General features: G+C 65.2%; 28 protein-coding genes and 1 tRNA gene. 11 read left to right on the top strand and 18 right to left on the bottom strand.

Annotated features, from left to right (window positions below; all coding sequences use genetic code 11):
- Positions 1 to 795, bottom strand: a complete 795-nt coding sequence (locus ATJ78_RS09190; RefSeq protein WP_098407323.1) for a transglutaminase-like domain-containing protein — start codon at positions 793 to 795, stop codon at positions 1 to 3.
- A gap of 159 nt (positions 796 to 954) precedes the next feature.
- On the opposite strand from ATJ78_RS09190, the gene ATJ78_RS09185 reads away from it, so the two are divergent.
- Positions 955 to 1,027: transfer RNA gene (locus ATJ78_RS09185), tRNA-Arg, on the top strand.
- Positions 1,028 to 1,279: 252 nt separating this feature from the next.
- On the opposite strand, the gene ATJ78_RS09175 is transcribed toward ATJ78_RS09185, so the two are convergent.
- The 3 genes from ATJ78_RS09175 to ATJ78_RS09165 form a co-directional block, all read right to left on the bottom strand.
- A complete protein-coding gene (locus ATJ78_RS09175) occupies positions 1,280 to 2,218 on the bottom strand; it encodes a M23 family metallopeptidase (RefSeq protein WP_245836264.1) in 939 nt (312 codons plus the stop codon).
- Between the two features lie 177 nt (positions 2,219 to 2,395).
- Positions 2,396 to 3,235 (bottom strand): DUF3097 domain-containing protein, encoded by an 840-nt coding sequence (locus tag ATJ78_RS09170; protein ID WP_169923340.1) that lies wholly within the window; start codon positions 3,233 to 3,235, stop codon positions 2,396 to 2,398.
- A 49-nt stretch (positions 3,236 to 3,284) separates the two neighbouring features.
- Positions 3,285 to 4,031, bottom strand: coding sequence for a gamma-glutamyl-gamma-aminobutyrate hydrolase family protein (locus ATJ78_RS09165; protein ID WP_245836263.1), 747 nt, complete (start codon positions 4,029 to 4,031; stop codon positions 3,285 to 3,287).
- A gap of 176 nt (positions 4,032 to 4,207) precedes the next feature.
- Here ATJ78_RS09165 and ATJ78_RS09160 point away from each other — a divergent pair, with 176 nt between their 5' ends.
- From ATJ78_RS09160 to ATJ78_RS09145, 4 genes are all read left to right on the top strand, one after another.
- The gene (locus tag ATJ78_RS09160) at positions 4,208 to 4,939 is read left to right on the top strand and encodes a PspA/IM30 family protein (RefSeq protein ID WP_098407319.1); all 732 of its coding nucleotides are present in this window, start codon (positions 4,208 to 4,210) and stop codon (positions 4,937 to 4,939) included.
- Between the two features lie 99 nt (positions 4,940 to 5,038).
- The gene (locus tag ATJ78_RS09155; RefSeq protein ID WP_098407318.1) at positions 5,039 to 5,857 is read left to right on the top strand and encodes an arginase family protein; all 819 of its coding nucleotides are present in this window, start codon (positions 5,039 to 5,041) and stop codon (positions 5,855 to 5,857) included.
- A gap of 35 nt (positions 5,858 to 5,892) precedes the next feature.
- Positions 5,893 to 7,311, top strand: coding sequence for a dihydrolipoyl dehydrogenase family protein (locus tag ATJ78_RS09150; protein ID WP_098407317.1), 1,419 nt, complete (start codon positions 5,893 to 5,895; stop codon positions 7,309 to 7,311).
- Positions 7,308 to 7,718, top strand: coding sequence for a Fe-S oxidoreductase (locus ATJ78_RS09145; RefSeq protein WP_098407316.1), 411 nt, complete (start codon positions 7,308 to 7,310; stop codon positions 7,716 to 7,718). The genes ATJ78_RS09150 and ATJ78_RS09145 overlap by 4 nt, the downstream gene beginning before the upstream one ends.
- A gap of 58 nt (positions 7,719 to 7,776) precedes the next feature.
- On the opposite strand, the gene ATJ78_RS09140 is transcribed toward ATJ78_RS09145, so the two are convergent.
- The 8 genes from ATJ78_RS09140 to ATJ78_RS09105 are packed head-to-tail and all read right to left on the bottom strand — an operon-like array spanning position 7,777 to position 14,642.
- Positions 7,777 to 8,805 carry a FecCD family ABC transporter permease gene (locus tag ATJ78_RS09140; protein WP_098407315.1) on the bottom strand — a complete coding sequence of 343 codons (1,029 nt, stop codon included), beginning with the start codon at positions 8,803 to 8,805 and terminating at the stop codon, positions 7,777 to 7,779.
- A complete protein-coding gene (locus ATJ78_RS09135) occupies positions 8,802 to 9,809 on the bottom strand; it encodes a FecCD family ABC transporter permease (protein ID WP_098407314.1) in 1,008 nt (335 codons plus the stop codon). The genes ATJ78_RS09140 and ATJ78_RS09135 overlap by 4 nt, the downstream gene beginning before the upstream one ends.
- Positions 9,802 to 10,821 carry an iron-siderophore ABC transporter substrate-binding protein gene (locus ATJ78_RS09130; protein WP_098407313.1) on the bottom strand — a complete coding sequence of 340 codons (1,020 nt, stop codon included), beginning with the start codon at positions 10,819 to 10,821 and terminating at the stop codon, positions 9,802 to 9,804. Before ATJ78_RS09130 ends, ATJ78_RS09135 begins: the two co-directional genes overlap by 8 nt.
- Positions 10,821 to 11,837: an ABC transporter substrate-binding protein gene (locus ATJ78_RS09125; protein ID WP_245836262.1), complete on the bottom strand. Its 1,017-nt coding sequence runs from the start codon at positions 11,835 to 11,837 to the stop codon at positions 10,821 to 10,823. Before ATJ78_RS09125 ends, ATJ78_RS09130 begins: the two co-directional genes overlap by 1 nt.
- Before the next feature lie 30 nt (positions 11,838 to 11,867).
- The gene (locus tag ATJ78_RS09120; protein ID WP_245836261.1) at positions 11,868 to 12,803 is read right to left on the bottom strand and encodes a siderophore-interacting protein; all 936 of its coding nucleotides are present in this window, start codon (positions 12,801 to 12,803) and stop codon (positions 11,868 to 11,870) included.
- 46 nt (positions 12,804 to 12,849) lie between these two features.
- A complete protein-coding gene (locus ATJ78_RS09115) occupies positions 12,850 to 13,680 on the bottom strand; it encodes an aldo/keto reductase (protein ID WP_098407311.1) in 831 nt (276 codons plus the stop codon).
- 7 nt (positions 13,681 to 13,687) lie between these two features.
- Positions 13,688 to 14,155, bottom strand: a complete 468-nt coding sequence (locus ATJ78_RS09110; RefSeq protein WP_098407310.1) for an SIP domain-containing protein — start codon at positions 14,153 to 14,155, stop codon at positions 13,688 to 13,690.
- Between the two features lie 25 nt (positions 14,156 to 14,180).
- The gene (locus ATJ78_RS09105) at positions 14,181 to 14,642 is read right to left on the bottom strand and encodes a carboxymuconolactone decarboxylase family protein (protein WP_098407309.1); all 462 of its coding nucleotides are present in this window, start codon (positions 14,640 to 14,642) and stop codon (positions 14,181 to 14,183) included.
- A 96-nt stretch (positions 14,643 to 14,738) separates the two neighbouring features.
- Here ATJ78_RS09105 and ATJ78_RS09100 point away from each other — a divergent pair, with 96 nt between their 5' ends.
- From ATJ78_RS09100 to ATJ78_RS09075, 6 genes are read left to right on the top strand one after another with little or no spacing between them, the layout of a single operon-like run.
- Positions 14,739 to 15,674: an alpha/beta fold hydrolase gene (locus ATJ78_RS09100; protein WP_098407308.1), complete on the top strand. Its 936-nt coding sequence runs from the start codon at positions 14,739 to 14,741 to the stop codon at positions 15,672 to 15,674.
- Between the two features lie 19 nt (positions 15,675 to 15,693).
- Entirely contained in the window at positions 15,694 to 17,184 is a 1,491-nt protein-coding gene (locus ATJ78_RS09095) for an ABC transporter substrate-binding protein (RefSeq protein ID WP_098407307.1), read from the top strand.
- The gene (locus tag ATJ78_RS09090) at positions 17,181 to 18,134 is read left to right on the top strand and encodes an ABC transporter permease (RefSeq protein ID WP_098407306.1); all 954 of its coding nucleotides are present in this window, start codon (positions 17,181 to 17,183) and stop codon (positions 18,132 to 18,134) included. The genes ATJ78_RS09095 and ATJ78_RS09090 overlap by 4 nt, the downstream gene beginning before the upstream one ends.
- Complete coding sequence (locus ATJ78_RS09085; protein WP_098407305.1) at positions 18,131 to 19,006, top strand: ABC transporter permease; 876 nt, start codon at positions 18,131 to 18,133, stop codon at positions 19,004 to 19,006. Before ATJ78_RS09090 ends, ATJ78_RS09085 begins: the two co-directional genes overlap by 4 nt.
- A complete protein-coding gene (locus ATJ78_RS09080) occupies positions 19,003 to 19,791 on the top strand; it encodes an ATP-binding cassette domain-containing protein (protein ID WP_098407304.1) in 789 nt (262 codons plus the stop codon). The genes ATJ78_RS09085 and ATJ78_RS09080 overlap by 4 nt, the downstream gene beginning before the upstream one ends.
- A gap of 11 nt (positions 19,792 to 19,802) precedes the next feature.
- Positions 19,803 to 20,582 (top strand): ABC transporter ATP-binding protein, encoded by a 780-nt coding sequence (locus tag ATJ78_RS09075; protein WP_098409296.1) that lies wholly within the window; start codon positions 19,803 to 19,805, stop codon positions 20,580 to 20,582.
- Positions 20,583 to 20,688: 106 nt separating this feature from the next.
- On the opposite strand, the gene ATJ78_RS09070 is transcribed toward ATJ78_RS09075, so the two are convergent.
- The 6 genes from ATJ78_RS09070 to ATJ78_RS09045 are packed head-to-tail and all read right to left on the bottom strand — an operon-like array spanning position 20,689 to position 25,389.
- The gene (locus ATJ78_RS09070) at positions 20,689 to 22,122 is read right to left on the bottom strand and encodes an amidase (RefSeq protein ID WP_098407303.1); all 1,434 of its coding nucleotides are present in this window, start codon (positions 22,120 to 22,122) and stop codon (positions 20,689 to 20,691) included.
- A gap of 29 nt (positions 22,123 to 22,151) precedes the next feature.
- Positions 22,152 to 22,688, bottom strand: a complete 537-nt coding sequence (locus tag ATJ78_RS09065) for a GNAT family N-acetyltransferase (RefSeq protein WP_245836259.1) — start codon at positions 22,686 to 22,688, stop codon at positions 22,152 to 22,154.
- Between the two features lie 25 nt (positions 22,689 to 22,713).
- Positions 22,714 to 23,418, bottom strand: coding sequence for a uracil-DNA glycosylase (locus ATJ78_RS09060; RefSeq protein ID WP_098409295.1), 705 nt, complete (start codon positions 23,416 to 23,418; stop codon positions 22,714 to 22,716).
- Positions 23,415 to 24,119: a Type 1 glutamine amidotransferase-like domain-containing protein gene (locus tag ATJ78_RS09055; protein ID WP_169923431.1), complete on the bottom strand. Its 705-nt coding sequence runs from the start codon at positions 24,117 to 24,119 to the stop codon at positions 23,415 to 23,417. The genes ATJ78_RS09060 and ATJ78_RS09055 overlap by 4 nt, the downstream gene beginning before the upstream one ends.
- Entirely contained in the window at positions 24,116 to 24,616 is a 501-nt protein-coding gene (locus tag ATJ78_RS09050) for a phosphoribosyltransferase (RefSeq protein WP_098407300.1), read from the bottom strand. Before ATJ78_RS09050 ends, ATJ78_RS09055 begins: the two co-directional genes overlap by 4 nt.
- On the bottom strand, positions 24,613 to 25,389 hold the full coding sequence (locus ATJ78_RS09045) for an SDR family oxidoreductase (RefSeq protein ID WP_098407299.1): 777 nt from the start codon (positions 25,387 to 25,389) through the stop codon (positions 24,613 to 24,615). The genes ATJ78_RS09050 and ATJ78_RS09045 overlap by 4 nt, the downstream gene beginning before the upstream one ends.
- Between the last annotated feature and the right edge of the window lie 14 nt (positions 25,390 to 25,403).

The raw sequence follows: 25,403 nt of genomic DNA, 5'->3' as shown, positions 1-25,403 counted from the left end.
TCAGGCGAGCACGGCAGCTGAGAGGTGGTCGTCGACGATGTGTGTGTCGCTGACGGCATTAACTTCGACAGACGAGAGCGCAACGCTCGCGATGTGATTCGTCAGAAACGCGATGTCCGAGGCGTCACGGCCCGTCGAGATGCGTACGAGCGACTGGCGCGGAGCGAGCCTCGTCGCGTCGACCACCCTCCAGCGACCGTCAACCCACGCTTCCGCGACCGCGTGGAAATCCATGGGCGCAAGGCCAGGCGCATAGACCGCCGCAACGCGGGCCGGAACGTCGCAGGCGCGCAGCATCGTCACAACGACGTGCGCGAAGTCTCGGCAGACACCCCTGCCTGCATTCAGGGTCGTACGAGCGCTGTCGGTCCCTCGGCTCGAGCCGGGAACATACTCGAGGGTGTCATGAGTCCAGGTCGCGACAGCGTTGACGAGTGCGAGCCCTGTGAGACCCGCGAACATCGAGCGCGCCTGCACATACAGGGCATCGGATTCGGCGTAGCGGCTGGGCCGCAGGTAGCTCACGAGGTCGATTTCACCGACCGGCTCGACCGGACGCGAACCGGCAACGAGAGCTGAGTAGAAAACGTCGTAGTTTCCTGGGTCGCCCGTGAAGCGCAGAATGCGCGTGCCATGCCGATCGACGATCTCTCGGGGCAGATACATCCGGCCGTTATTCGAGAACGTGAATGATTCTGAGAGGATCGGTGTGCCCGCCGCGACAGCGATCTGGAACAGCAGGTCACTCTGCCCGCCGAGGCTGAACTCCAGGTGTGCCGTCACGGTGCGCTGCATGCCTTCATCCTCACACCCGCAAGCGAGTATGGACAGGTGGAGGACTCCCCGCTCGTCGGTTCTCGGTCGATGCACAGGCTCGAGATCGCGTCGCTTTTCTGGTGCGGGCTCGCGGGTGCTAGCCTAGGTTCGCACCGATGCGATCCATCGTGTGCATTCGCCTCCGTAGCTCAGCGGATAGAGCGCCGGTTTCCGGTACCGTAGGTCGCAGGTTCGATTCCTGTCGGGGGCACAGTTATGTCGTGGCGAGTTCTTTTCTGAAGAGTATCTCGCTCGCCTCGTCCGGTAGCAGTAGTGACCCGCAGCCGACGTAGCCGCGTCGCCGGTACATGTGCTGGGCGCTCTCAGACGCCAGTGACGACGTCATAACGGAGGCGAATCCGTCGTCGGCCATTCTGCGTTCCCAGTCGTCCAGCAGGGCAGCAGCGCGTTGAACGGGAGAGCCGCCGTCTCTCAGTAGATCGTGGTGTGACAGCGAAGCAGATCAGTAGGCGCCGTTTGCGCTCAGCCAGCTGAGCGGGTTGACCAGGCCGCCATTAATACGGATCTCAAGGTGCAGGTGATTGGCCGTTGATCGTCCCGTGCTTCCCACGAGGCCCAGCACCTGGCCAGCGCTCACGTGCTGACCAACCGAAACCTGACGGGAGCCGTAGGTCATGTGGCCGTACGTCGATGTCACCGTCTGTCCGTTGATCTGGTGCTCGACGACAACCGCGACACCGTATCCGCCGTAGCTCTCTTGCGATGTCACGACAACGCCATCGGCGACGGCCCCGATCGGAGTCCCCCCGGCGATCAGAATGTCGACGCCCTCGTGCGACCCGCCACGGCTCATGAAGCCGTCGCCGATCGTTCCCCGACTGGGGAGAGGCCAGCGCACCGTACCATCTCCGGCGATCGCCGAGTAGACGTTTCCTCCGCCAGCGTTGCTGGAGCTCGACTTTTTAGCCTGCTCTGCCGCGCGTTTCGCCGCGGCTTCAGCCGCGGCCGCCTCGCGCGCTGCCTCGAGCTCTTCCGTCGTCGTGGCGCCGTAGCTGTCGCGTACGAGGTTCAGCGCCGGCTCAACGGCGACGCCACTGGCGTCAAGCGTCTGGGCGGATGCTGTTGCGATGTCGTAGCTGGAGGGGCCGTCTCCCGCCACTTCAGGGGTCGCATATGACGGAAGTGCCATTGTCGCGAAAAGTCCGGGAACGACCAGCCCGACGATCGCCGTCGAGGCCCACGAGCGAGCAATGCTCTTGCCCGAGCGCGGTTGCTTCTGTGAGGCAGTTGTCGGCGTCTTGCGCGGTGCCGTCGATGCGGAGTGCGCCGTGCCGCGGTCTTTGATGCGACGTGACTCCATCTCTCGGCGAGCTCGACGGGTGGCGGGTGCGTTCGGGGTGCCGTCAGAGGCGTCTCGCCTCGTCTCGAACGAATCAGTCACCAGAAAATCCTCCACACATGACACACCGTGAGCCACCGGGTGCGAAAAGTAGGGAATCCACCCCGCATGTGCGGCTCAGCCGAGTGGGGGTCACCGGCCGGTTGTCACGCGAACTCATCCGAGGATACGGGATCATAACGATTTGTGCACGCTCTTCTTGCCGATTGGCGAACATTTTCAGTCGGGTTCCGTGACGAAATCGATCAGCTGCTCCACGCGACCGAGCAGCTGCGGTTCAAGATCCGTGTAACTCGAGACGCGCGAGAGGATCGTCTTCCACGCCCGTGCGATGTCGGCTTGGTCGCCGTGAGGCCACCCGAAGGCTTCGCAGATGCCGTGCTTCCACTCCATGCGTCGCGGTACCGTCGGCCACGTCGAGATCCCGAGGCGCTCGGGCAGCACGGCCTGCCAGATATCGATATAGGGGTGACCGACGATCAGCACGTTGGCACCGTGAGCCGAGGCGGCGACGCGCTCGGCGATGCGGCTTTCTTTCGATCCGGGCACAAGATGGTCGACGAGGACGCCGATGCGTGCGTCGCGTGTCGGGGCAGCATCACGAATGATCGCGTCGAGGTCGTCGATGCCGCCGAGATACTCGACGACGACTCCCTCGACGCGGAGGTCGTCACCCCACACCTTTTCGACAAGCTCGGCATCGTGCCGTCCTTCAACGAAGATGCGGCTCTGCCGTGCGACGCGAGCTCGCTGCTGTGGCGCGGCGAACGACCCAGACGCCGTGCGAGCGTTACCGCGCGCCTTGGGGCGCGCCTTGACGAGTTCTACGGGTCTGCCATCGATCATGAAGCCCTTGCCCAAAGGGAACGCTCGCACCTTTCCCGAGTAGTCCTCGAGCTCAACGGTCTGCCCCTCCACTCCGACGACGGCGCCGCACCATCCGCTTCCGGCGTCTTCGACGACGAGGCCTTTCTCAGCCTCCACGGCCGTGTGCGAGGGTTTTCCGCGGTTTCTCCAGTCACCGGCGAGCACGTCTGTTCCATAGCGGTCATGAGTCACGTGCGGCACCTTATCTGCAACGCATCCGCTGCTCGCGAAGGCGCCCCGGTCACGCTGCGAGTTGCCGAAGAGCCTCGCGTTCGAGGCCGTCGAGGAGCCGCTCCAGCTGGTCAGTCGGCGCCATCGGAGCCTCTGGATGCCACTGCACGCCCGTAATCGGCAGAATCTCGTGCTCGACAGCCTCGATATGCCCATCGTGAGACCAGCCCACGGACCTGAGACCTGGCCCAGGGTGCTCAATCACTTGATGATGGCCGGACTGCACCGTGATGTGCTCCCCCAGGCGGAGTGCGAGCGTGCTCGAACGTTCAAGAGACACGGGATGCTCCACGAGTGTGTACTCGACAGGAAGATCGGTCAGCCGATGCCCGGCTTCTTCCATGTGCTGCACGAGCGTTCCCCCGAATGCCACGTTGATCACTTGATGCCCACGGCAGATGCCGAGAAGCGGAGTCGCGCGCAAGGCCGCTCGCCTGACGAGCGCGAGCTCGGCAGCATCCGCTGTTCGAAAGTGCCTGCCTTCGCCCTCGTACCCGGACTGTCCGCCGTAGAACTCCGGCGCGATATCTTCACCGCCCATGATGACGATCGCATCGGCAGACGCCGTTGCATCGAGCAGCCCCTCTGTACCGAGACGCTCAGCGGTGAGGAGGCGTGCGTCCCAGCCGAGAACCGTCGCGTCAGAGACGGTTCTCCTGATCATGCCGCGCGTGTACGCGTCATAAGCCGGCGCGTGCGGGCGCGCGTCGGTCACTTCGACGACAGCGAGCTGCAGCATCCGGTCACTGTTGGTCACGACTCCCCCTCTCTAGGCCCACCCAATTCTCTCGCTCGCTCCCCCGCGCCGCCACATGCACCGTCACAGTCGGAAACACGGCCAAGCACATTCGCAGGAAACCGAAACGCCGCTCCCCGTAGACTCGAGACGAAACGACCGGCGGCCGCGCGGCCGGCTGCGACGAGAGGGAGCACATGAGCAAGCAGACCATCTTCGGGCGCATCGCACAGCTTGCCCGAGCTAACATCAACGCGATCATCGACGCCGCGGAGGACCCGCAGAAGATGCTCGACCAGATGGTTCGCGATTACACGAACAACATCGCCGAGGCCGAGAGTGCGATCGCCGAGACGATCGGCAATCTGCGCATGCTTGAGCAGGACCACAAAGAAGACGTCGATGCCGCCCGTGACTGGGGAACGAAGGCACTCGCTGCCAGCAAGCGCGCCGACCAGATGCGCGCGTCAGGCGACACTGCAGGAGCAGACAAGTTCGACAACCTCGCGAAGGTGGCGCTGCAGCGTCAGATCGGGTCGGAGAACGAAGCGAAGACTGCGGAGCCGCAGATCGCATCGCAGAGCCAGGTTGTCGAGCAGCTCAAGAACGGCCTCAACGGCATGAAGGAGCGTCTCGAGCAGCTGAAGTCGAAGCGTAACGAACTCGTGGCGCGCCAGAAGACGGCGCAGGCGCAGCTCAAGGTGCACGACGCCATGAAGAGCATCGACATCATGGACCCGACGAGCGAGGTCAGCCGATTCGATGAGAAGATCCGGCGCGAAGAGGCGAAGGTGCTGGGCCACCAGGAGCTCGCGTCATCGAGCCTCGACGCACAGTTCGAAGAGCTCGAAGACCTGGGCGAGCTCACCGAGGTCGAAGCACGCCTCGCAGCGCTGAAGAGCGGCAGCAGCGGTTCGATCGAGTCCTGATGCACGCAGCGCGGGGGCGGGTGCCGAGGATTCTCGGCACCCGCCCCCGTTCGTTCTCAGGATGCTGATGCCACAGCGTCCTCGTCGCATACTTGAGTAATGACTGCTTTCATGGTCGTTCCGCAGTGGCAAGGCTCGTCGTCGTCACGAGCCATGCAGCTCATCGACGGAGCGGAGGCGATCCGAGGTGACCTGCCTGCGAGCGCAACGCACGACGTTGCTGTTCCGACGGGAGCGGGCGACGCGCTGGATACCGGAATCCGCCGGTTCACGTCGCTCGTCGCGGTGCGCGAGCGCCTGCGCGAACAGCTCGCAAACACAGCCGACCAAGCAGTGAGCATCGGGGGCGGCTGCGGGATCGAGGTCGCGGCGATCGATCACGCGATGGAGCGCACCGGTGGCGATCTCGCCGTCTTGTGGTTCGACGCCCATCCCGACCTGCACACGGCCGATACGTCGCTCTCCGGAGCATTCGACGGCATGGCGCTGCGCTCCGTGCTCGGCGAAGGCCACGACGTACTTGCGGCATCGCGCCCGGTGCCACACGGAAAGGTTGTGCTCGCCGGCATCCGCTCGGTCGATGATGCCGAAGCCGAGTACCTCGATCGTTCCGGTGTCCATGCTCTGAGCGCCGACGAGGCCGACGACATCGTGGCGACTCTGGCGTCGGTCGGCGCCTCGCACGTCTACGTGCATATCGACCTCGATGTTCTCGACCCGGCGGACATCGATGGCACGCACTGGGCCGAACCGTTTGGAATTCCACTCACGTCCCTCGTCGAGCTGATCGGGCGTGTCCGCGAAGACTTCGACGTTGCCGGAGCCGGGATCACCGGATTCGCACCGGCATCCGCCGCTGCCGCGACCGACGACCTAGCCGCGATTCTGCGCATTCTGGGCGCCCTGACCCGGCGCTGATTCCGCTCATTCCCGCGCGCGGGTAGTGTCAGACCATGAGCGAATACGACGTTGTGGTCATCGGCGCCGGTCCCGTGGGCGAGAACGTCGCCGACTATGCGACGCAGGCGGGGCTTTCATGCGTCATTGTCGAGCAGGAGAAAGTGGGAGGCGAGTGCTCGTATCGCGCGTGCATTCCTTCGAAGGCTCTCTTGAGACCGGGCGCGGCGCGTGCTGGCGCCCTCGCTGTTGACGGAGCCGCGCAATCTGTCGTTCGGGGACTTGATGTCGCTGCCGTGCTGGCCCGCCGTGACTCGTTCACGGGCAAGGGCGACGACTCCGGTCAGGTGTCATGGCTTGAGGATGCTGGAATCGCGCTGGTTCGCGGCAGCGGACGACTGACCGGCGAACGCACCGTCGAAGTCACGGCAGTTGAGACGACGACTCTCACAGCGCGCGTCGCGGTCGCGGTGTGCACCGGCTCTGTCGCCAATGTTCCCGATCTGCCTGGTATCGACGACGTCGAGATCTGGACGAGCCGCGATGCCACGGTCGCCGAGGAGGTTCCCGATTCGCTCGCCATCGTCGGCGGTGGTGTCGTTGCTGCCGAGCTGGCGACCGCATTCACGTCGCTCGGATCGAACGTGACAGTCATCGCCAGAAGCGGACTCCTGACCGGACACGAGCCGTTCGCCGGAGACGCCGTCGCAAAACGCCTGCGCTCTGCGGGAGCGGACGTGCGGATTGCCGACGTCGAGGCGCTCTCCCGCACTGAACGCGGCGCGATGCTCCAGCTTTCCACGGGCGAGACCGTCACCGCCGACCGCGTGCTGATGGCAACGGGACGAAACCCTGGAACGTCAGATCTCGGCTTCGACGCAGTCGGACTCACTCCAGGCGACTGGATCGATGTCGATGAGACGATGCTCGTCAAGGACGTGCCCGGTGACTGGCTGTATGCGGCCGGAGACGTAAACCACCGCGCCCTGCTGACGCACCAGGGAAAGTACCAGGCACGTGCGGCCGCAGCAGCGATTGCTGCGCGCGCGTCGGGGGACGTGCCTGATACACGACCATGGTCTGAGACGACAGCCACGGCAGACCACGACGCAGTGCCGTCTGTCGTGTTCAGCAGCCCGCAAGTGGCGTCAGTCGGCATGACGGATGCCGCCGCACGAAAGGCGGGCCGGAGCGTGCGGACGATCGACATCGACCTCGGATCCGTCGCTGGCGCGGCCCTGCACGCAGACGGCTACGAAGGCACCCTCCGCGCCGTGATCGACACGGAGCGGCACATCGTGCTCGGCGCAACGCTCGTCGGCGATGACGTCGCCGAGATGCTGCACGCTGCGACCATCGCCGTTGTGGGAGAGGTGCCGTTGCACCGGCTCTGGCACGCGGTTCCAGCGTTCCCGACCATGAGCGAAGCGTGGCTGCGTGTGCTCGAAAAGGCGCGGCAGGCGGAAGCCGAGTGATTCGCAGCATCCTCACGAATTCTCCCCTCAGCCTGCTCGGCTACGCCTACGGAACCCTCGTCGGTCTCGTGTGGGGCTTCATCTGGTCGACGGGGCGAGTTGAACGCAAGAACGGACTCTTCATCTTTCGCGGCATGCCCCGATGGACCTTCGGGCGCGGAGGCTCGTGCGTGGGCGCGTGCTACCTCACGCGAACGAACGTGAGCGCAGACGTGCTCGAGCACGAGGCCGTGCACAAGCAGCAATGGCGTACGTACGGCCTGCTGTTCCCTGTGCTGTATGCGCTCGAGGGGTTCGATCCGATGAAGAATCGGTTCGAGATTGAGGCCGGCCTTGAGAAGGGCGGCTATCTGCCGCGTTCCCGACAGCGCGGCGGGTCCGACGCACAATACGCACGAGTACGCTAGCTCGAAGCGCTGCGTGGTGTGCCCGACGTCGCCGAGAACTCGCGCAGACAGAGTCCGCCTACAGTGCGCCCTTGCGCCACTGCGACACGAGGAGTCCCCCGAGGAAGATTCCTCCGATCACGGCGGTGACCACACCGACGGGCAGCTGATTCGGAAGCGGCGAGAACTGCACCATCACGTCGGCAAGCATGAGGAGCACCGACCCCGTGAGACCGGCTGCAACGGGTGACTGCGAGCGTGTGAGAAGGCGCGCAAGATGCGGAGCCATGAGCGCGATGAACGCAACGGGGCCGCAGACCGCGACTCCTCCCGCTGCGAGAACAATCGCGATTGTCACGGCGATGGTTCGTGTACGGCTCGCCGACGCCCCGACGCCATCGGCGATGTCATCACCCATCTCGACGATGGAAAGCCGACGCGACAGCACAAGAGCAGCAGCTCCGAAGACACCGAGCACAACGGCGATGATCCCGACATCGCCGAGCGATCGAGCTTCGAGGCTGCCATTCAGCCACGTCGCCAAGACTGTCGCCTGCTCGCTCTTCACACGTGTGAGCATGAACTGCACGAACGACAGAGCAATAGCCTGCACACCGATTCCGGCGATGATCAGCTTTCCGGGCGACGCGAAACCGGTACCCGTCGCAATGTAGACGACCCCGATCGCAGCCGCAGCCCCCAGGACAGCACCGAGCGGCAGAGGCACGACTCCAGGCCAGAGGATGCCGAAGGCGACGGCGCCCGCGGACGCACCGGCCGTGAGCCCGATGACGTCGGGACTGCCAAGCGGATTGCGCGTCACGCGCTGGAAAAGCGATCCGCTCACCCCAAATGCCGCACCAGCACCGAGAGCGACGAGAAGTCTCGGCCCGCGAAGAGTCTGCACCACGAAGCTGCTCGCACCCGAGTCACCCGCAAGAGCCGAGGGAAGCTCCGAGAGCGGCACACCGAGATCACCGAGTCCGAGCGTGAGCACCGCGAGCACGACGACGGCCATGGCAAGGAGGGCGCACACGATCATCGTGCGGATGTGAACGAGCAGAGACAGCCGCCTGCCGATCCGCACTGTGCGATGATGCCCGGTCATCGCCGCTCACCTCGCATTCGACGCAGCGCGATAAACAGAGCTGGCGCTCCGACGATCGCCGTCATGACGCCCACCATGAGCTCGTCGGGTCGAGCGATCACCCGGCCGAGGACGTCGGAGAGGAGAAGCAGTACCGGGCCGAGAATGAGGCACAGCGGAAGCAGACGGCGGTGGTCGGGGCCGGAGACCGAACGCGCGATATGCGGCACGGCCAGCCCGACGAAGAGCACTGGCCCCACACCGGCTGTCGCAGCGCCGGCGAGAACGGCGACCGACACTCCGCTGAAGAGCCGAACAACGAGCGGGCGCTGCCCCAGCGATGCCGCGATGTCGTCACCGAGAGCGAGCGTATTGAGCCCGGGCGCCAGAACGAACGCGAGAAGCAGACCGACGATGATGAAAGGCAGGATCAGCCAGGCCTGATCGAGACTGCGCCCGGCAAGCGACCCGACCACCCAGTAGCGATACGCGTCGAAGACCTCAGGAAAGCTCAGGGACACGGCCTGCACATAGGCGGAGAAGACCGCGGTCACGACGGCTCCGGCGAGCACGATACGAGTCCCCGCCGACTGTCCGTTTGATGAGCCGAGCGCGTAGACGATGACGACGGCGACGACAGCTCCGAGGAGGGCAAGCCACACATATCCCGTCACCGTTGCACCGAAGAACGCGATACCCGTGACGATCGCTCCCGCGGCTCCGACGTTGATTCCGAAAAGCCCCGGATCCGCAAGCGGATTACGCGTCACCCCCTGCATCACTCCTCCCGCGACAGCGAGAGCTGCACCGACGATGAGTCCGAGCACGGTTCTCGGAACGCGGCTTGCGAGAACGGCATCGACGTACTCATCGCCGTTGCCGCCGATCGAAGCCATGATCTGTGCTAGCTCAAGTGGCTTCGAGCCGACGCCGAGGCTCAGCGCGACAGCGATGGCGAGCAGCATCAGAGCGGCCGCCACGCCGATGGCGTAGCGGCCGGCACCGTGCCGTCGACGATCAGCCATCGACGTGCGAGACGCCCTCCGAAATCAGCGGAAGATACTCGTCGAGCGCCCACGGAACACTCAGTGGAGTGAGCACGCTCGTCGCCATTCCGAGTTCTCGATTCGAGATGAACTCGACGACGGCGCCACTCTGCACGGCGGGAATCTGCTGCCACAGCTCCTGCTCGACAACGGCGGCCTTCTCGTCGTCGGAGTTGTACCACGTGAACAGCACATCGACATCGCTCAGCATGTCGGCGTTCTCCATGCCGATCGTCGCCGTGAACGTGCCCTCTGCGGGCTGAAGATCGGCGACCGCGGGGTCGAGTTCGAATCCGAGCGCCGTAAGCAAGTCGACTCGAGGGTCGCCCTTGAGATAGACCGAAAGCTCTCCCGGTTTGCCCGCGTAGACGTAGGCGAACGTCAGGCCCTCGAATTCAGGGTGTTCAGCAGCCGCATCTGCGAGCTGCGTCTCGATCCCGCCGATCAGCTCGTCTGCAGCATCCGTCTGCCCCAGCGCTGTCGCCACTGTCGAGATCTGCGTCTTCCAGTCGGTCTGCCACGCAGCATCCGGGTACGCGACCGTTGGAGCGAGCTGCGACAGCACATCGTACTGATCCTGTGTAAGCCCGGACTGCGGAGCGAGAATGACGTCGGGATCGGCCTTCACGACAGCATCCATGTCGATCTCGGGATACACGCTGAAGGTCTCGGGGAGCTGTTCACCGCTCTTCTCGATCGCGTCGCGAAGCCACGGCAGCAGCCCGTCGTCGTCGCCAGCCCACGTGTCTTCTTCGATCGCGACGGGTGTCTCACCGAGTGCGACGACGATGTCGGGCGTTCCCCAGCCGATCGAGACGATACGTTCGGGCTTTTCGGGAATCTCCGCGGTGCCGAGGGCACTTTCGATCGTCACGGGGAATGCGCCATCGCTCGTCGACTCGTCGCCTGGTGACTCGGATGCTGTCGAGCAGCCCGCGAGCGAAAGGGCAATGATCGCGGCGGCGGCCACGACTCCGGTCAGTCGGGTCATCAGAGGTTCTCCATGGCTTCTTCGATGAGCTGGGTGTATTCGTCAACCACCCAGGGAACGCTCAACGGCGTGATGAGGCTTGCCGCAGTCACGAACTGATGGTCATAAATGGTGACGTCAGAACCGCGCTCGATGGCGGGAATCTGAGCATAGAGAGGCTGAGATTCGACGTCTTTCTGCGCTGCCTCGTCCCCGAACCAGGTGAAAAGAAGATCTGTGTCGTCGAGCGCGTCGGCATTCTCGAGCCCGAGGGTGCTCGACGACGTGCCTTCGTTGACGGGCAGCTCGGTGATGAAGTCCGCGGGCGTGAGACCCATGAGTTCAAGGAGCGCTGCGCGCGGCTCCGTGGGCTGGAAGACACCGAGCGTTCCGGGCGTCGACGTGAATGTGTACGCGAACGTCGTACCCTCCCATTCCGGATGAGACTCCGCGACAGCTGTGAGCGTTTCGATGATCTCGTCGGACAGCTCTGCTGCATCGGCGGTTCGCCCGAGGGCTTCACCGATGAGACGAATCTGCTCGTCCCATGCGGTGCTCCACGCCTGCCCAGGGTATGCGACGGTTGGCGCGAGGTCGTTGAGCACGTCGAACTGGTCCTGCGTCAGTCCGGACTGCGGGGCAAGGATCACATCGGGGTCAGCCGCGACGATTGCATCAATGTCGAGTTCTGCCCCGGCTTCGATGAGAGCTGGAAGCTCATCTCCCCGCTCTTCGATGGCTTCGCGCACCCATGGCTGATACCCCTCGTCGTCACCGCCCCACGGATCTGCCTCAACGGCAACCGGCGTCAGTCCCAGCGCAACGACCGTGTCGGCTGTTCCCTGGCCGAGCGTGACGATGCGTTCGGGCTCTGAGGGTATCTCGGCCGTGCCGAGCGCGCTGTGGATGCTGACGGGAAATGCGCCGTTCGCCGATTCGGCCGACTCGCTCTCGGCCGCGGTGGACGCACATCCACTGAGGACGACGACGGACGCGACCGCGGCCAGAGCAACGCTCATCGAGCGAAATGACGACACACGTGTCCTTTCGAAACGGGTCATCGTGGCTCAGCTCTCGGCTCTGCCGAGTCGCCAGTACCCCATGAAAGCGACCGACCGGCGATCCAGTCCCGATTCGGAAACGAGGAAACGCCTGATCGTCTTGATCGCAGACGCTTCGCCAGCGATCCACGCGTACATGTCGCCCGCCCCCGGCGCATCGACACCGTCGGGAACGTCCCAGAGGATCTCACGATCGACATCGATGTCGTCGATCGTGCTCGCCGGTGAAGAAACGGTGCGCACGTGCTCGCGCACCCAGTCGCACACCGATGCAACGAGCCCGAGACCGTAGTCGCGTTCGGGTGCCATGCGCGGAATCCACTGCACGATCACACCCGTCGGGGCGTCAAGCGGCAGAATGTCGTCGGGGCACGGCACTTCGAGAAAGACGCGGCCGACGGCGTCGCGGGGCAGCGATTCGAGAATCGCGCTGACCGCGGGAACTGCCGTCTCATCTCCCGCGATGAGCAAGTGCTTCGCCGAGCCAGGATTCCACGTGAGACCGACCCCGCGAGCGGCGCTGCGCGAATCAGGGCCGACCACGACGACACGGTCACCCGCGCGCGCACTCGCCGCCCATTGTGAAGCCGGACCGCCGTCGCCGTGGGCGACGAAGTCGACGTCGAGTTCACGATCCTCGACGCGAATGTCACGGATCGAGTAGGTGCGGAACGGGTTTCGCTGGTGCTCCGGGAGATCGCGCCATTCGCTGTACCAGTCAGCACCCATGGGGAAGGTATCGAAACCGGTGTCGGGAAGCGGGAGGACCACCTTGATGCGCTGGTCGAGTCCCTCGGTTCCGAAGTACGCGAGCTCCTCGCCGGCGAAAGTGACTCTCGTGAAGTGCGGGCTGAGCTGCCGGACCCGCGACACGCGAAGATCGAAGTTGCTGAACGCTGGGCGCTCCTCTGTCAGCTCTGCAGCATCCGTCTTGTACGTCACCCTTCTAGTATGGGTTGCCTAACCTAAATCTCGCAAGTGACGTGAGTCATTGCCCATGGACGTCGGGATCCTGTCCCGTTCGCTCCCCCGATTCGAGGCGGCCGATCGCCTCAAGATCTTCTGCTCCGAGCTCGAATCCCGCGACATCGATATTTGAACGGATGCGGCTGGGCGTCACCGACTTGGGTATCACGATGTTGCCGAGTTGCAGATGCCAGCGCACGAGGATCTGAGCCGGTGTCACGGCGTACGTGCGCGCGAGCGCCGACAGCAGGGGATCGTCGAGAATCCGACCCCGGGCAAACGGCGACCACGCCTCCGTGGCGATTCCGTGGCGGCTGTTGTACGCCCGGACGTCTCGTTGCGGGAGCCACGGATGCAGTTCGATCTGGTTCACGGCGGGCGCCGTGTCTGACTCCCCCATCAGCCGTTCGAGATGGTGCGGGTGAAAGTTCGAGACGCCGATCGAGCGGACCCGTCCCTCGCGGTGTAGCCGTTCGAGCGCGCGCCATGTCTCGACATAGAGGTTTCTGCTCGGAACGGGCCAATGAATGAGATAGAGGTCGACATAGTCGAGGCCGAGAAGACGCGCACTCTCGTCGAACGCGCGCAGCGTCTTGTCGAAACCGTGATCGGCGTCCCACACCTTCGTCGTGACAAAAAGGTCGTCGCGGGCAATGCCGCTGCGTCGAATGCCTTCGCCGACCCCCGACTCATTTGCATACAGAGTCGCCGTGTCGATGTGCCGGTAGCCGCATTCGAGCGCCGTGAGAACAACGTCGCATGCTTCGTCGTCGGGAACCTTGTAGACGCCGAGCCCGATCTGCGGAATCTCGTGTCCCGTGCGCAGGGTGACGGCGGGAATCGACGCAGTCACGACGGAGTCAGCGCCTCAGACCGTAGAGGGCAGGAGTGACGATGCGCTCGGGATCCACCCCGAGTTCGGCGACAAGATGTTCGTGCACGGCAGAGACCCCGCGATAGTGACCACCGAGCCAGATGTGCGGAGTGTCCGTCGAGCCGTAGAGCATTTCATCGGACCACGCCTTGACAGCACGGCTCACCGCTTCGCCGTTGGCACATGCGGCGCCCGTTCCCGGCGCACCGGACCGGGTACCCCGCGTGAGCCACGTCACCGTCATGCGGGTCGGCACATCGATGCGAGAGATGTCGGCAGCCGAGTCGACTTCGACGAACACGCGACCGCGCGCGCAGTACGGAAGCGCCTGCAGCGCCGCCTCGAGCTCGGCGATCGATGTCTCATCGGCCGTGAGCAGGTAGACGTGACCGAGACCGCGCGATTCGCGCCGCGCGCGGGCACCGACGCCCCGCGATTGGATCTCGTTCACCATGTTTTTAGTATAGCCACGCCTAACTTCATCGCGGACCGATCTCATAACGACCCGCGATCGCAACGCGATTGAATGAGTTGATCGACACGATCACCCAGAGCAGCGCAGCATACTGCTCTGCAGAGAACAGCTCTGTCGCCTCCCGATAGACGTCATCGGGGAGCTGATCGGCGTGGATCAGGGTGACAGCCTCGGTCAGACGCAAGGCGGCGCACTCACGAGGAGAGAACAGGTCCGCTTCTCGCCACGCCGCGAGAACGGCCAGACGCTGAGCCGATTCCCCGAGCTTCTCAAGAGACCGGGAGTGCACATCGAGGCAATACGCGCAGCCGTTGATCTGCGACGCGCGCATCTGGACGAGCTCGACCAGGATCGGGTCGAGATCGACGTCTTTGGCGATGCCGGCGACGGTCGTCGAGAGATTCCTCAGCGCCGTGTAGGCGTCACGATGCGTGCGTGACGGGTGAATGCGAGATGATGGAGCCATGCGTCACAACTGTACTCAGGACGGACGAGCGAGCGCCAGATCCGCATCGCACTGCCACCGTGCGCGTTCAGGTACGTTCTCACGGCAAGGCAGATCATGAATCGCGTCGACGACGCAGACGACGAGTTTCGCTTTCGCGAAGAGGAGGCTGTCGAATTCGGCATCCCCCTCCCCCTGCAGGCCGCTGCTCGCGCGTCGACGAACGACGCTGAGCACAGACGTGTGAGTTTCATTCGATACGGCGATGGTCGCCCCGTCGTCACCTTCCTTCACGGTGCTGCGCTCAACGCTCACACGTGGGACGCGACTGCTGCAGCTCTCGGCACACCCGCTGTCGCCCTTGATCTGCCCGGGCACGGATGCTCCGAGTGGCGCGACGACGCCGACTACCGGCCGGAGACCCTCGCAGCATCCCTCTCTTCTGTCATTCGCGGCTTCGCCGGCCCTCGCCTCCTAGTCGGGCAGTCGCTTGGCGGGCTCACCTCCGCCCTCATTGCGGCGGAGGACCCGGCCACGGCCGGTCTGATCCTCGTCGACATCACACCCGGAGTCAGCGCGGACGAGACGTCGCCGGTCGCGGCCTTTCTCGCGGGTCCGACAGATTTTGCCCGTCGCGATGACGTTGTCGAGGCAGCACGATCGGCGGGGATCGGAGTGTCGAGGGAATCCGTCGCCCGCGGCGTCGCTCTCAACACGTGCGTGCGCGACGATGGGCGCGTGGTCTTCACACATCACCTCGGAAACCTTTCGGGCATGAGTCCGTCGCTCAGGTGGGACCCCGAGCGACTCTGGCGCGTACTGGGCGACGTCGCGGTGCCGGTCTGGCTCGTGCGAGCCAGGCGGGGTCTCGTCAGTGACGAACGCGTCCGAGAATTCACCGGACGTCTTCCCCGCGCGCACGTCATAGAACTCGACACAGGGCACAATGTTCAAGAGGATGATCCCGTCGCACTTGCCCGTGTCATCACCGATGTCCTCTCTTCTCTCGAAGAAAGCTCGCGCACATCGGAACTCCCCGAGGCTCGAGCCTGACCGAAAGGACCTGCTCCGCATGAGAACCCCCTACGTCGCCATCGGTATCGCCGCCATCTCAGCGCTTGCGCTGAGCGGATGCGGCAGCCAGGGCGACGAGGCCAGTGGTCCCGACTCCGAGGCGTCTGTCAATGTCGGACTCGTTCTCGAGCCCACCGACCTTGACATCCGACGCACGTCCGGGGCGGCACTCGATCAGGTGCTCATCGACAACGTCTACGAGGGACTTGTCTCGCGCACCCCCACGGGCGCGATCGTCGACACCATCGCAGCGTCACACGAGGTCAGCGATGACGGGCTCACCTACACGTTCGACATCAACGACGGCATCACGTTCCATAACGGCGATGAGCTGACTGTCGACGATGTCGTGTGGTCCCTCACGCAGGTGAAAGACGACCCAGAGCTCCGAGACCATGAACTGCTCGAATCAGTGACGGAGATTGCGGCGACCGATGACGACACCGTCACGCTCACGCTCTCCGAACCCGACTCTAACCTGCTGTGGAACCTCAGCGGACGCGCGGGTCTCGTTCTCGATCAGGATGCCGACAACGACATATCGACGACGGCGAACGGCACGGGTCCGTTCACGCTCGAGGAGTGGAAGCAAGGAGACTCCATCACGCTCGCGCGCAACGACGACTACTGGGGGGATGCTGCGAAAGTCGCTGAAGTCGTCTTCGTCTACATCGGCGACACAACGGCTGGCGTAAACGCGGCCCTGGCGGGAGACCTCGACGTTCTCACTGCTGTCGACCCGAACCTGCGGGGGCAGTTCGAAGGCACCGAATTCACGCTGCACGAGGGCAAGACGACGGACAAGTACACGCTGGCGTTCAACAACGAGCGGAAGCCGCTCGACGACGTTCGCGTGCGCAAGGCCCTCCAGCTCGCCGTCGACCACGCCGCGGTCATTGACGCGATCGGCGGCGCGGGCGTCGAGATGGGCGGCCCGATTCCGCCGCTCGATCCCGGTTATGAGGATCTCACCTCTCTGCGGCCCTACGACCCAGAAGAGGCGAAGAGCCTCCTGGCGGAGGCCGGGGTCGAGGGTCTCTCGCTCGAACTCACCGTTCCGAACATCTACGGCACTACCGTCGCCAACCTGCTCGTGTCCGCGTACAAAGAGATCGGCGTCGAGCTCACCGTCAACTCGGTCGAGTTCTCGACCTGGCTCAATGACGTGTACACCAATCACGATTACGATCTCAGCTTCGTCGATCACCTTGAGCCGCGCGATTTCGGCAACTGGGCAAATCCTGACTACTACTTCGGCTACGACAACGCCGACGTGCAGAAGCTTTACGCCGAGTCGGTTCGTGCGACGGATCCGGAGACAGCGGAGCAGAAGCTGGCAGACGCCGCCAAGATCGTGGCCGAAGACCATGCCGCCGACTGGCTCTACAACGCGCTCACGCTCACGGCCATCGCCGAGGGCATCACGGGCTTCCCCACCGATTCCCCCAACGCACGCCTCGATCTGAGCTCTCTCGCTGTGACCGCGTGATTCGATTCGCCCTCACCCGCCTCGCCCTGCTCCTCGTCGGGCTGCTGGTCGCGAGCGCGCTCATCTTCGTGACGCTCCGGGTTCTGCCCGGGGACGTCGCACAAGTCATCGCCGGAACCGACGGCACTCCGGAGCAGGTGCAAGCGATCCGCGAATCGCTCGGACTGAACCAGCCGCTGCTCGCGCAGTACGGGGACTGGCTCGGCGGCATCCTCTCGGGAGACCTCGGACGCTCGATGCTGACCGGCGCATCGGTGACCTCCGAGCTCGTCGAGAAGTCGCAAGTGACGATTCCGCTGGCCGTGCTGTCTCTCGCGACTGCCCTCGTGATCGCGATCCCGCTCGGGATCCTCTCGGCGCTCAAGCATCGCAGCATCACGGGGTCCGCGATGAGCATGGCATCGCAGGCGATCGCTGCCGTTCCCGTCGTCTGGGCGGGCATGCTGCTCGTCGTCGTCTTCGCGGTGGGGCTCGGCTGGTTCCCTCCGCAGGGGTTTCCACGCGATGGCTGGGAGGCGCCGGGCAGGGCACTCTACTCGCTCGTGCTTCCCGCACTCACGATCGGCGTCGTCGAGGGCGCCGTCCTCTTGCGCTTCATTCGCTCGGCAGCCCTCGAAGCACTCGGCCAGGACTACGTGCGCACGGCGGCGGCGAAAGGTCTGACCCGCACGCGCGCCCTCGTTACGCACGGTATGCCGAACGTCGCCCTGACCGTCGTCTCTGTGCTCGCCCTTCAGATCGCCGGGCTGCTCGTGGGCGCCGTGATCATCGAACAGCTCTTCAACCTTCCCGGGATCGGTCGCATGCTCGTCACGGACGTCGGCAACCGCGACCTTGAGAAGGTGCAGGGAGACGTTCTCGTGCTGACAGGACTCGTCCTCATCATCGGCACAGTCGTGGACATCGTCGCACGAGCCATCGATCCTCGGCAGCGGGAGGTCTCAGCATGACCGCTCCTGCTCCCGTGACAAGACGCCCCGGATGGGCGCGCTCGCTCCTGCGCAGCCCGGCGGGCCTGTTCGGCATCGCATCGACAACCGTGCTCGTGCTGTGCGCCCTGGTATCCCTGGTCTGGACTCCCCACGACCCGGTGCACACGGACGTGCTCGACAAATGGCAGCCCCCTTCCCCCGATCATCTGCTCGGCACTGACAACATCGGGCGCGACATCTTCAGCGTGCTCCTCGCTGGATCGCGCGTGACCCTGCAGGTGGCGATCGGCTCCGCTCTCGTCGGCGCGATCGTCGGCGTCGTCTTCGCCGTACTCGGCGCGCTCACCTCTCGCTGGTTCCGCGAGGTCATCGCCGTGCTCATCGACATTCTCATCGCCTTCCCCACGCTCCTCATCGCCATGATGCTCGCCTCAGCGTTCGGTGGATCCCTCATGGTCGTGATCCTCGCCGTCGGCATCAGCTTCGGTGTCAACATCGGCCGCGTCACGCGTCCGGAGATCCGCCGCGTGTCTCACTCCGAGTTCGTGACCGCCGGAGTCGCTGCAGGACTCGGTCCCGTGCGAAATCTCACGCGGCACATCCTTCCCAACGTTGCCCCCGTCTTCATCGTTCAGCTCTCGTGGTGCATGGCTGTCGCGGTACTTGCCGAGACGGGACTGTCGTATCTCGGCTACGGCGCGCCCGTCTCGACGCCGTCATGGGGGCGCGTGCTTGCCGAGCTGCAGGCGTACATCAGCATCCACCCCCTCTCGGTGGTCTGGCCCGGACTCGCCATCACAATCACGGTTCTCGGGTTCAACCTGCTCGGCGACGGCCTGCGTGACGCGACGGACCCGCGTCTCGGCCGACCGGAGGTGATCACGGCATGAGCCTCAGCGTGACCGACCTGACCATCACCGTCGCAGGACGCACGGTCGTCGATTCCGTCTCATTCGCCGTCGATGACGGAGGGCGCATCGGCATCATCGGCGAGTCCGGCTCCGGAAAGTCGATGACGGCTCTGGCCGTGCTCGGGCTGCTTCCCGACGGCGCAACGGCGACGGGCAGCATCCGCCTCGACGGTCGTGAGCTGCTCGGCCGCCCCGACCGCGAACTCGCCCGGGTGCGCGGGTCGCGCATTGCCATGGTCTTTCAGGAGCCGCGCACTGCCCTCAACCCGATCCGCACGATCGGCAGGCAGATCATGGAGCCCGTGCGCATTCACGAACGACTGGGCCGGGCCGAATGCCGCGCCCGCGCCCTCGAGCTCGCGAAGCTCGTCGCGCTCAACGACCCCGAGGCGATGCTCTCGCGGTACCCGCACCAGCTTTCGGGCGGGCAGCGTCAGCGAGTGGGAATCGCCATGGCTCTGGCCGCGCGCCCGCAGGTGCTCATCGCCGACGAACCGACGACGGCGCTCGACGTCACGATTCAAGCGGAGATCCTCGAGCTCTTCGAACGCGTCGTCACGCAGCTCGGCACTTCGCTCGTGTTCATCACGCACGACCTCGCCGTTCTGAAATCCATCGTCGAAACGGCGATCGTTCTCGACCACGGACGTCTCGCCGAATCGGGCTCCGTACATGATCTGCTCGCACATCCGACGTCTGCGGTGACCAGGAGAATCGTGGATGCTGCGCGCGCGACGAGCTGGACGAGACCGGAGGCGACGTGACGACCCCCCTCATGCGGCTGTGCGGACTGACCCGCGACTACGTGAACCGGCGCGACACGCTCTTTGCGCCGCGTTCCGTCACACATGCTCTGCGGAGCACGGACCTTGAGATTCCCGAAGGCGCGTCTCTCGGAATCATCGGAGAATCGGGCTCCGGAAAGTCGACGCTCGTGCGGCTCATGCTCGCCCTCGACACGCCGACGAGCGGCCACGTCGAGTTTCGCGAGCGGCCTGTCGCCCGCGGGCGCCGGGCCGGGTGGTTTCGCCGTGAAACGGGAATCGTGTTTCAAGACCCTTATGCGTCGCTCGATCCGCGCATGACCGTCGGTCGGATCGTCTCTGAACCCCTGTCAGGACTGCGGATTGCAGGCGACCACCGGGCGCGAGTGCTTGAGGTGCTCGGGCAGGTCGGACTCGATGGCGAGATGGCCGACCGCTACCCGCATGAGTTCTCGGGCGGCCAGCGCCAGCGCATCGCCCTGGCACGCGCCATCGTGCATGAACCGTGCATGCTCGTGGGCGATGAGCCGGTCAGCGCACTCGACGTGACCGTGCGCGCGCAGATTCTCGAACTGCTCGCCGATCTCAAGGCGCAACTGGGGCTCACACTCGTGCTCGTTTCTCACGATATCGGGATCGTCCGCGACCTGTGTGAGAATGTGGCCGTCATGACCGACGGCCGGATTGTCGAGAAGGGCGATACCGCCGAGGTGCTTGCGCGCCCCCAGCATCCGTACACAACGCGTCTGCTTGACGCTGTTCCCGCACTCGATATGCACGAGAACGATTGACGGCGTCGCGGGCCACAACGTGCTCGACAAGCCCAGACGTGAGACGCGGGCACGGGCTGCTCCCGCCGCGCGTCGCGAACCTCCGTGGGGCCGGGCACACGGGGTTCTAGCGAGAGAAATCGCCAGGTCGACGATCCTGCCACCGCACGCGGCGCTCGAGCTGCGTTCCGAGCGCGAAGAGGGTTGCTTCACCACCCGGCCGCCCGATCAGCTGCACTCCCATGGGCAGCCCCGTCTCGGTCTGCACGAGGGGAAGCGTGATCGCCGGCAGACCCGCGACATTGACGAATGAGGTGTACGGCTCGTACTCGCACTGCTGACGAAAGTTTCGCTCGGGATCCTCGGCGTCGAACCAGCCCAACGGCCGCGGCGTGAGAGCGAGCGTCGGCGTCAGCACAGCGTCAAAGCGCGAGAACTGAGCGATGACGCTTCGCTCGAATTCGCTCAGCGCGCCGAGCACCGCGGTCAGATCGCGCGCGCTCATCAAACGTCCGCGCTCGACAAGGTGGCGGGTGAGCGGCTCAAGCTGTTCAAGCCGTGATCCCTCGATGGGCAGCGACGCCGCCGACGCGTGCCACAGAGCGAGAAATCTCTGTGCATAGCGGCTGTCGTGATCAAGCTCGAACTCCTCGATGCCGTGCCCCATGTCAGCGAAACGGGTCGTCGCCTCGTCGACGGCCGCCGCCGCAGCAGCATCCACGACGATGTCGAGTTCGCCGTCGAACGGCGTGTTGGTCATGACCCCGAGCTGGTAGCGGCCTTCCCCGCGCACTGCTGCCCCGAGTAGATCACCGTCGTTGTCGTCAGGAGCTCTGAGCGTGTAGTGATGTTCGATGCGACCGTTCACGCGCCCGATCATGCCGTCGAGAAGCAGTGCCGCGTCGGTCACCGTTCGGGCGAGAGCACCCCCGACAGACAGTCCGCCGAGCGAGGTGATGCCGCTCGCCGACGGAACGAGGCCACGCGACGGCTTGATGCCGACGAGGCCGCACGCCGCTGCAGGAATGCGAATGGATCCGCCGCCGTCGCTGCCCGGCGCGAACGGCAGAATGCGCGCCGCTACAGCCGCGGCCGCGCCTCCGCTCGACCCTCCTACCCCGCGCGTCAGATCCCATGGATTGCGCACGGGGCCGGTTGCCAGCGGCTCCGTGTACCCGGCAAGACCGAACTCGGGCGTGGCTGTCTTGCCGATACTCACGGCGCCAGCCGCGTCGAGAACCTCGACGAGTTCATCGGATGCCGCGGGTTCAACTCCCTGGAACAGGCGCGATCCGAAGCCGGTCGGCACACCCGCTCTGTTGACGAGGTCTTTGTCTGCGAGTGGGAGCCCCCAGAGGCGGGATGTGTGTGGAACACTCGACTGCACCCTGGCGGCGCGCTGCCGCGCAGCATCCGGTGTCACTGTCACAAAGGCACCAAGCTGCGCATTGTGACGCTCGGCGCGCTCGATCACGTGTTCTGTCACATCGGTCGGGCTGGTCTCACCCTTCTGCAACGCCCGCCACAGGTCGAGGGCGCTGAGGTCGTGCAGTTCCGCCATGCCTTGAGGCTACCCACATCGCTCGCACATCACATGACGGAGTACTGCAGCAGATGGACGCCGAGCCACGTGCCGAACTTGCAGCCGACGTTCTCAAGCCGGCCAACACGACGAAAGCCCGCGTGTTCGTGCAGCGCCAATGATGCGTCGCTTCCCCTGTCGCTGATCACCGCGATGATCTCTGTGTGACCCGCATCGCGGCACGCATCGATGAGCCCTGCGAGAAGCCGACGACCGAGTCCGGTGCCCGCGGCCGACGGCGCGAGGTAGATCGAGTTCTCCACCGTCGCTCGATAGGCGTGCTTCGGCTTCCACGGCGCGACGTACGCGTAACCGATTACATCACCGGATGCTGCGGCAGCGACGAGCACAGGATGCCCCGATGCGTCGAGCGCGCTGAGCCGCTCAGCCCAGGCGCCGACGGTGGGCGGGAGCTCGTCGAACGTCGCGAAAGACTCCGCCACATAGTGCGCGTAGATCTCGGAGATGCCCGCGGCGTCACCGGTCATCGCTCGCCTGATCGTCCGAGGCTCGGTCGTTGTGGAAGTCGCGGGTTCTGCCGTCACGAGGTCAGGCTATGCCCGTCGTGTTTCACCCATGTGTCCTCTCGACGCGCCAGTCGACGGGCGGAGCGCCCTGCTGCTCGAGCAGCTCGTTGACGCGTGAAAACGGCTTCGACCCGAAGAACCCCCGCGAGGCCGAGAGCGGGCTCGGGTGCGCACTCGCGACGACGGGCGTCGTGCCGAGCATGGGGCGAAGACTCTGCGCATCGCGGCCCCAGAGCAGCGCGACCAGCGGAGCATCGCGTTCGACGAGCACCCGGATCGCGTGCTCGGTGACCGACTCCCAGCCCTTGCCGCGATGGGATGCGGGGCTGCCCGGAGCGACAGTGAGCACACGATTGAGCAGCATCACGCCGCTGCGGGACCACGCCGTCAGGTCCCCCGTCGAGGCCGGCGGAATACCGAGGTCATCGTTGAGTTCGCGGTAGATGTTCTGCAGGCTGCGGGGCAGCGGTCTCACGTGCGGATCGACGGCGAACGACAGCCCGATCGGATGCCCCTGCGTCGGGTACGGGTCCTGCCCGACAATAAGAACGCGCACGTCAGAAAGGGGCTGCTCAAAGGCGCGCAGCACCTGGTGCCCTCGCGGAAGGTATCCTCGCCCGGCCGCGGTCTCACCGCGCAGAAAATCGCCCATCTGAGCAATCGTCGGAGCCACGGGGGCGAGTGCGTCGGCCCAGCCCGGGTCGAGAGATCCGGATGCTGCCAGCTCCTGCAGGCTCTTCGGCGTCACGAGGCCGCCGCCGTCGCCACGGTCACCCCGTGCTCGCCCGGCATCACCTGCCACATCGAGCCTGCGCCGTGCACCTCAAGGCCTCCGTCGGTGACGACCAGCGCCGTGCCCTCATCGATCGCGACGCCGCCGTCGACGAGACCGGCCTCGGTCGCCGCGATCAGGCGCGAGATGGTTCCCCACTGAGCAGCGTGAACGTCGATGGTGATGTCGACGAGACCGATTCCCTCGGCGATCTCGAGTTCGCTCGCCCCGGCGCCGATAGTGTCGGGCGCGACAGCGATGCCTCCGATGCTGTGCCCCGCGACGAGCGCCTTGTCCGCGGCGATGAGAGCGCCCGCCGACGTGCCGAAGTACGGGGTGCCCTCGGCGACGCGGCGACGAATCTCACCGACGATGGGCTGCAGGGCGCGCAGATACTCACGCGCGTCGCCGCCCGAGACATAGAGCGCGTCGATGTCGACGAGGTCCGTGAGCGCCGCCTCATCGGTCGCACCATACTCGCGGATCACCGGTTCGCAGGAGCCCTCACGCGCAAGGGCCTGCGCGACGTCGTCCGGCGTCGTCTGGCGCGTAGCCCTTCCCGTGTAGATCACGGCGATGCGGGGCACGTCGGCGCCCCGACGCTCGCTGCTTCTCGCAGCATCCGCAATGAAATCGGCGAGCGGAACATCGCCTCCGCCACTCAGATAGATGCTCACGCGGTCTCCCCCGTCGCGACTGTTTCGACGGTGACGGGCGGCAGAGCCGACCATGGGAACGTGATCCATTTGTCGGTGTTGCGCCACACGAAGTCAGGCTCGAGCACGGTGCGCGGTTTCGAGTAGAGCGTGACAGAACGCACCTCGGCGCCGTGCCGCCCCAGTAGCTCGACGACGAGCGCGAGCGTCTTTCCTGAGTCAGAGACGTCGTCGACGAGCAGTACGCGTTTGCCGTTGAGACTCGGCGCGTCGAGCGCGGGCGGAAGCACGACCGGCTCGGGAAGCGTCTCGTGGATGTCGGTGTAGAACTCGACGTTGATGCTTCCGCAGCTCTTGGTTCCCAGCGCATAGGCGATGGACCCGGCAAGCAGCAGACCACCGCGAGCGACGGCGACAACGATATCCGGTCGGTACCCGCCCTCAAGTACCTGCTGCGCCAGCTCCCGCGACGCGACCCCGAAATCGTCCCAGCTCAGAACTTCGCGTTCGTCGCTCATGCGTTCACCTTCAGCTCTCCCTTGACAAGTTTGTGCGGTGCGGCCTGGGCCACAGGCTTCACCGTGATCTGGTCCAGATTGACGTGCGGGGGCAGCTCAAGGGCGTGCACGATCGTCTCCGCGATGTCGTCGGCCGTGAGCGGGTGGGGCACGTCGGCGTAGACGGCATCCGCCGCACTCTGGTCTCCACCGAGCCGCACGAGCGAGAATTCCTCGGTGTGCACGAGTCCTGGGGCGACGTCGATGACGCGGATCGGCTCGCCGGCGAGCTCGAGCCGCAGCGCCTGCAGCAGCGCACGCTGAGCGAACTTGGCGGCGTTGTACCCGCCGCCCTTCTCGTAGGCGACCTGGCCGGCGATGGACGTGACGCCGAGAATCGATGCCGCACGGCCCGGCTCGACCGAGGCGCGCAGCACGGGCAGCAGCGCCGAGACGATGCGCTTCGTGCCCAGCACGTTGACGTCGTACATGCGCGACCAGTCGTCGATGGACGATTCTTCGACCGTCGCAAGGCCGAGCGCGCCGCCGGCGTTGCTCACGACAGCATCCGCGCCTCCGGACTCTGCGACATATGCTGCGAGCGCGTCGACATCCGCCTGGTTCGTTACGTCGCACGTGCGCACGTCTGCGCCCGTCTCGCGGTGAAGCTGCTCAAGACGATCGGCGCGGCGAGCGACGCCGATCACCTTCCATCCACTGTCGACCAGCCGGGCGACCGTCGCCCAGCCGATTCCCGAACTTGCTCCAGTGACGACGGCACGGCGAAAGGTCATGCACTCAAGACTAT

The organism is Paramicrobacterium agarici (genome assembly GCF_002563955.1).
GTDB classification, from domain to species: Bacteria; Actinomycetota; Actinomycetes; order Actinomycetales; family Microbacteriaceae; genus Paramicrobacterium; species Paramicrobacterium agarici.
This window is presented reverse-complemented; position numbering and strand designations above follow the sequence as displayed.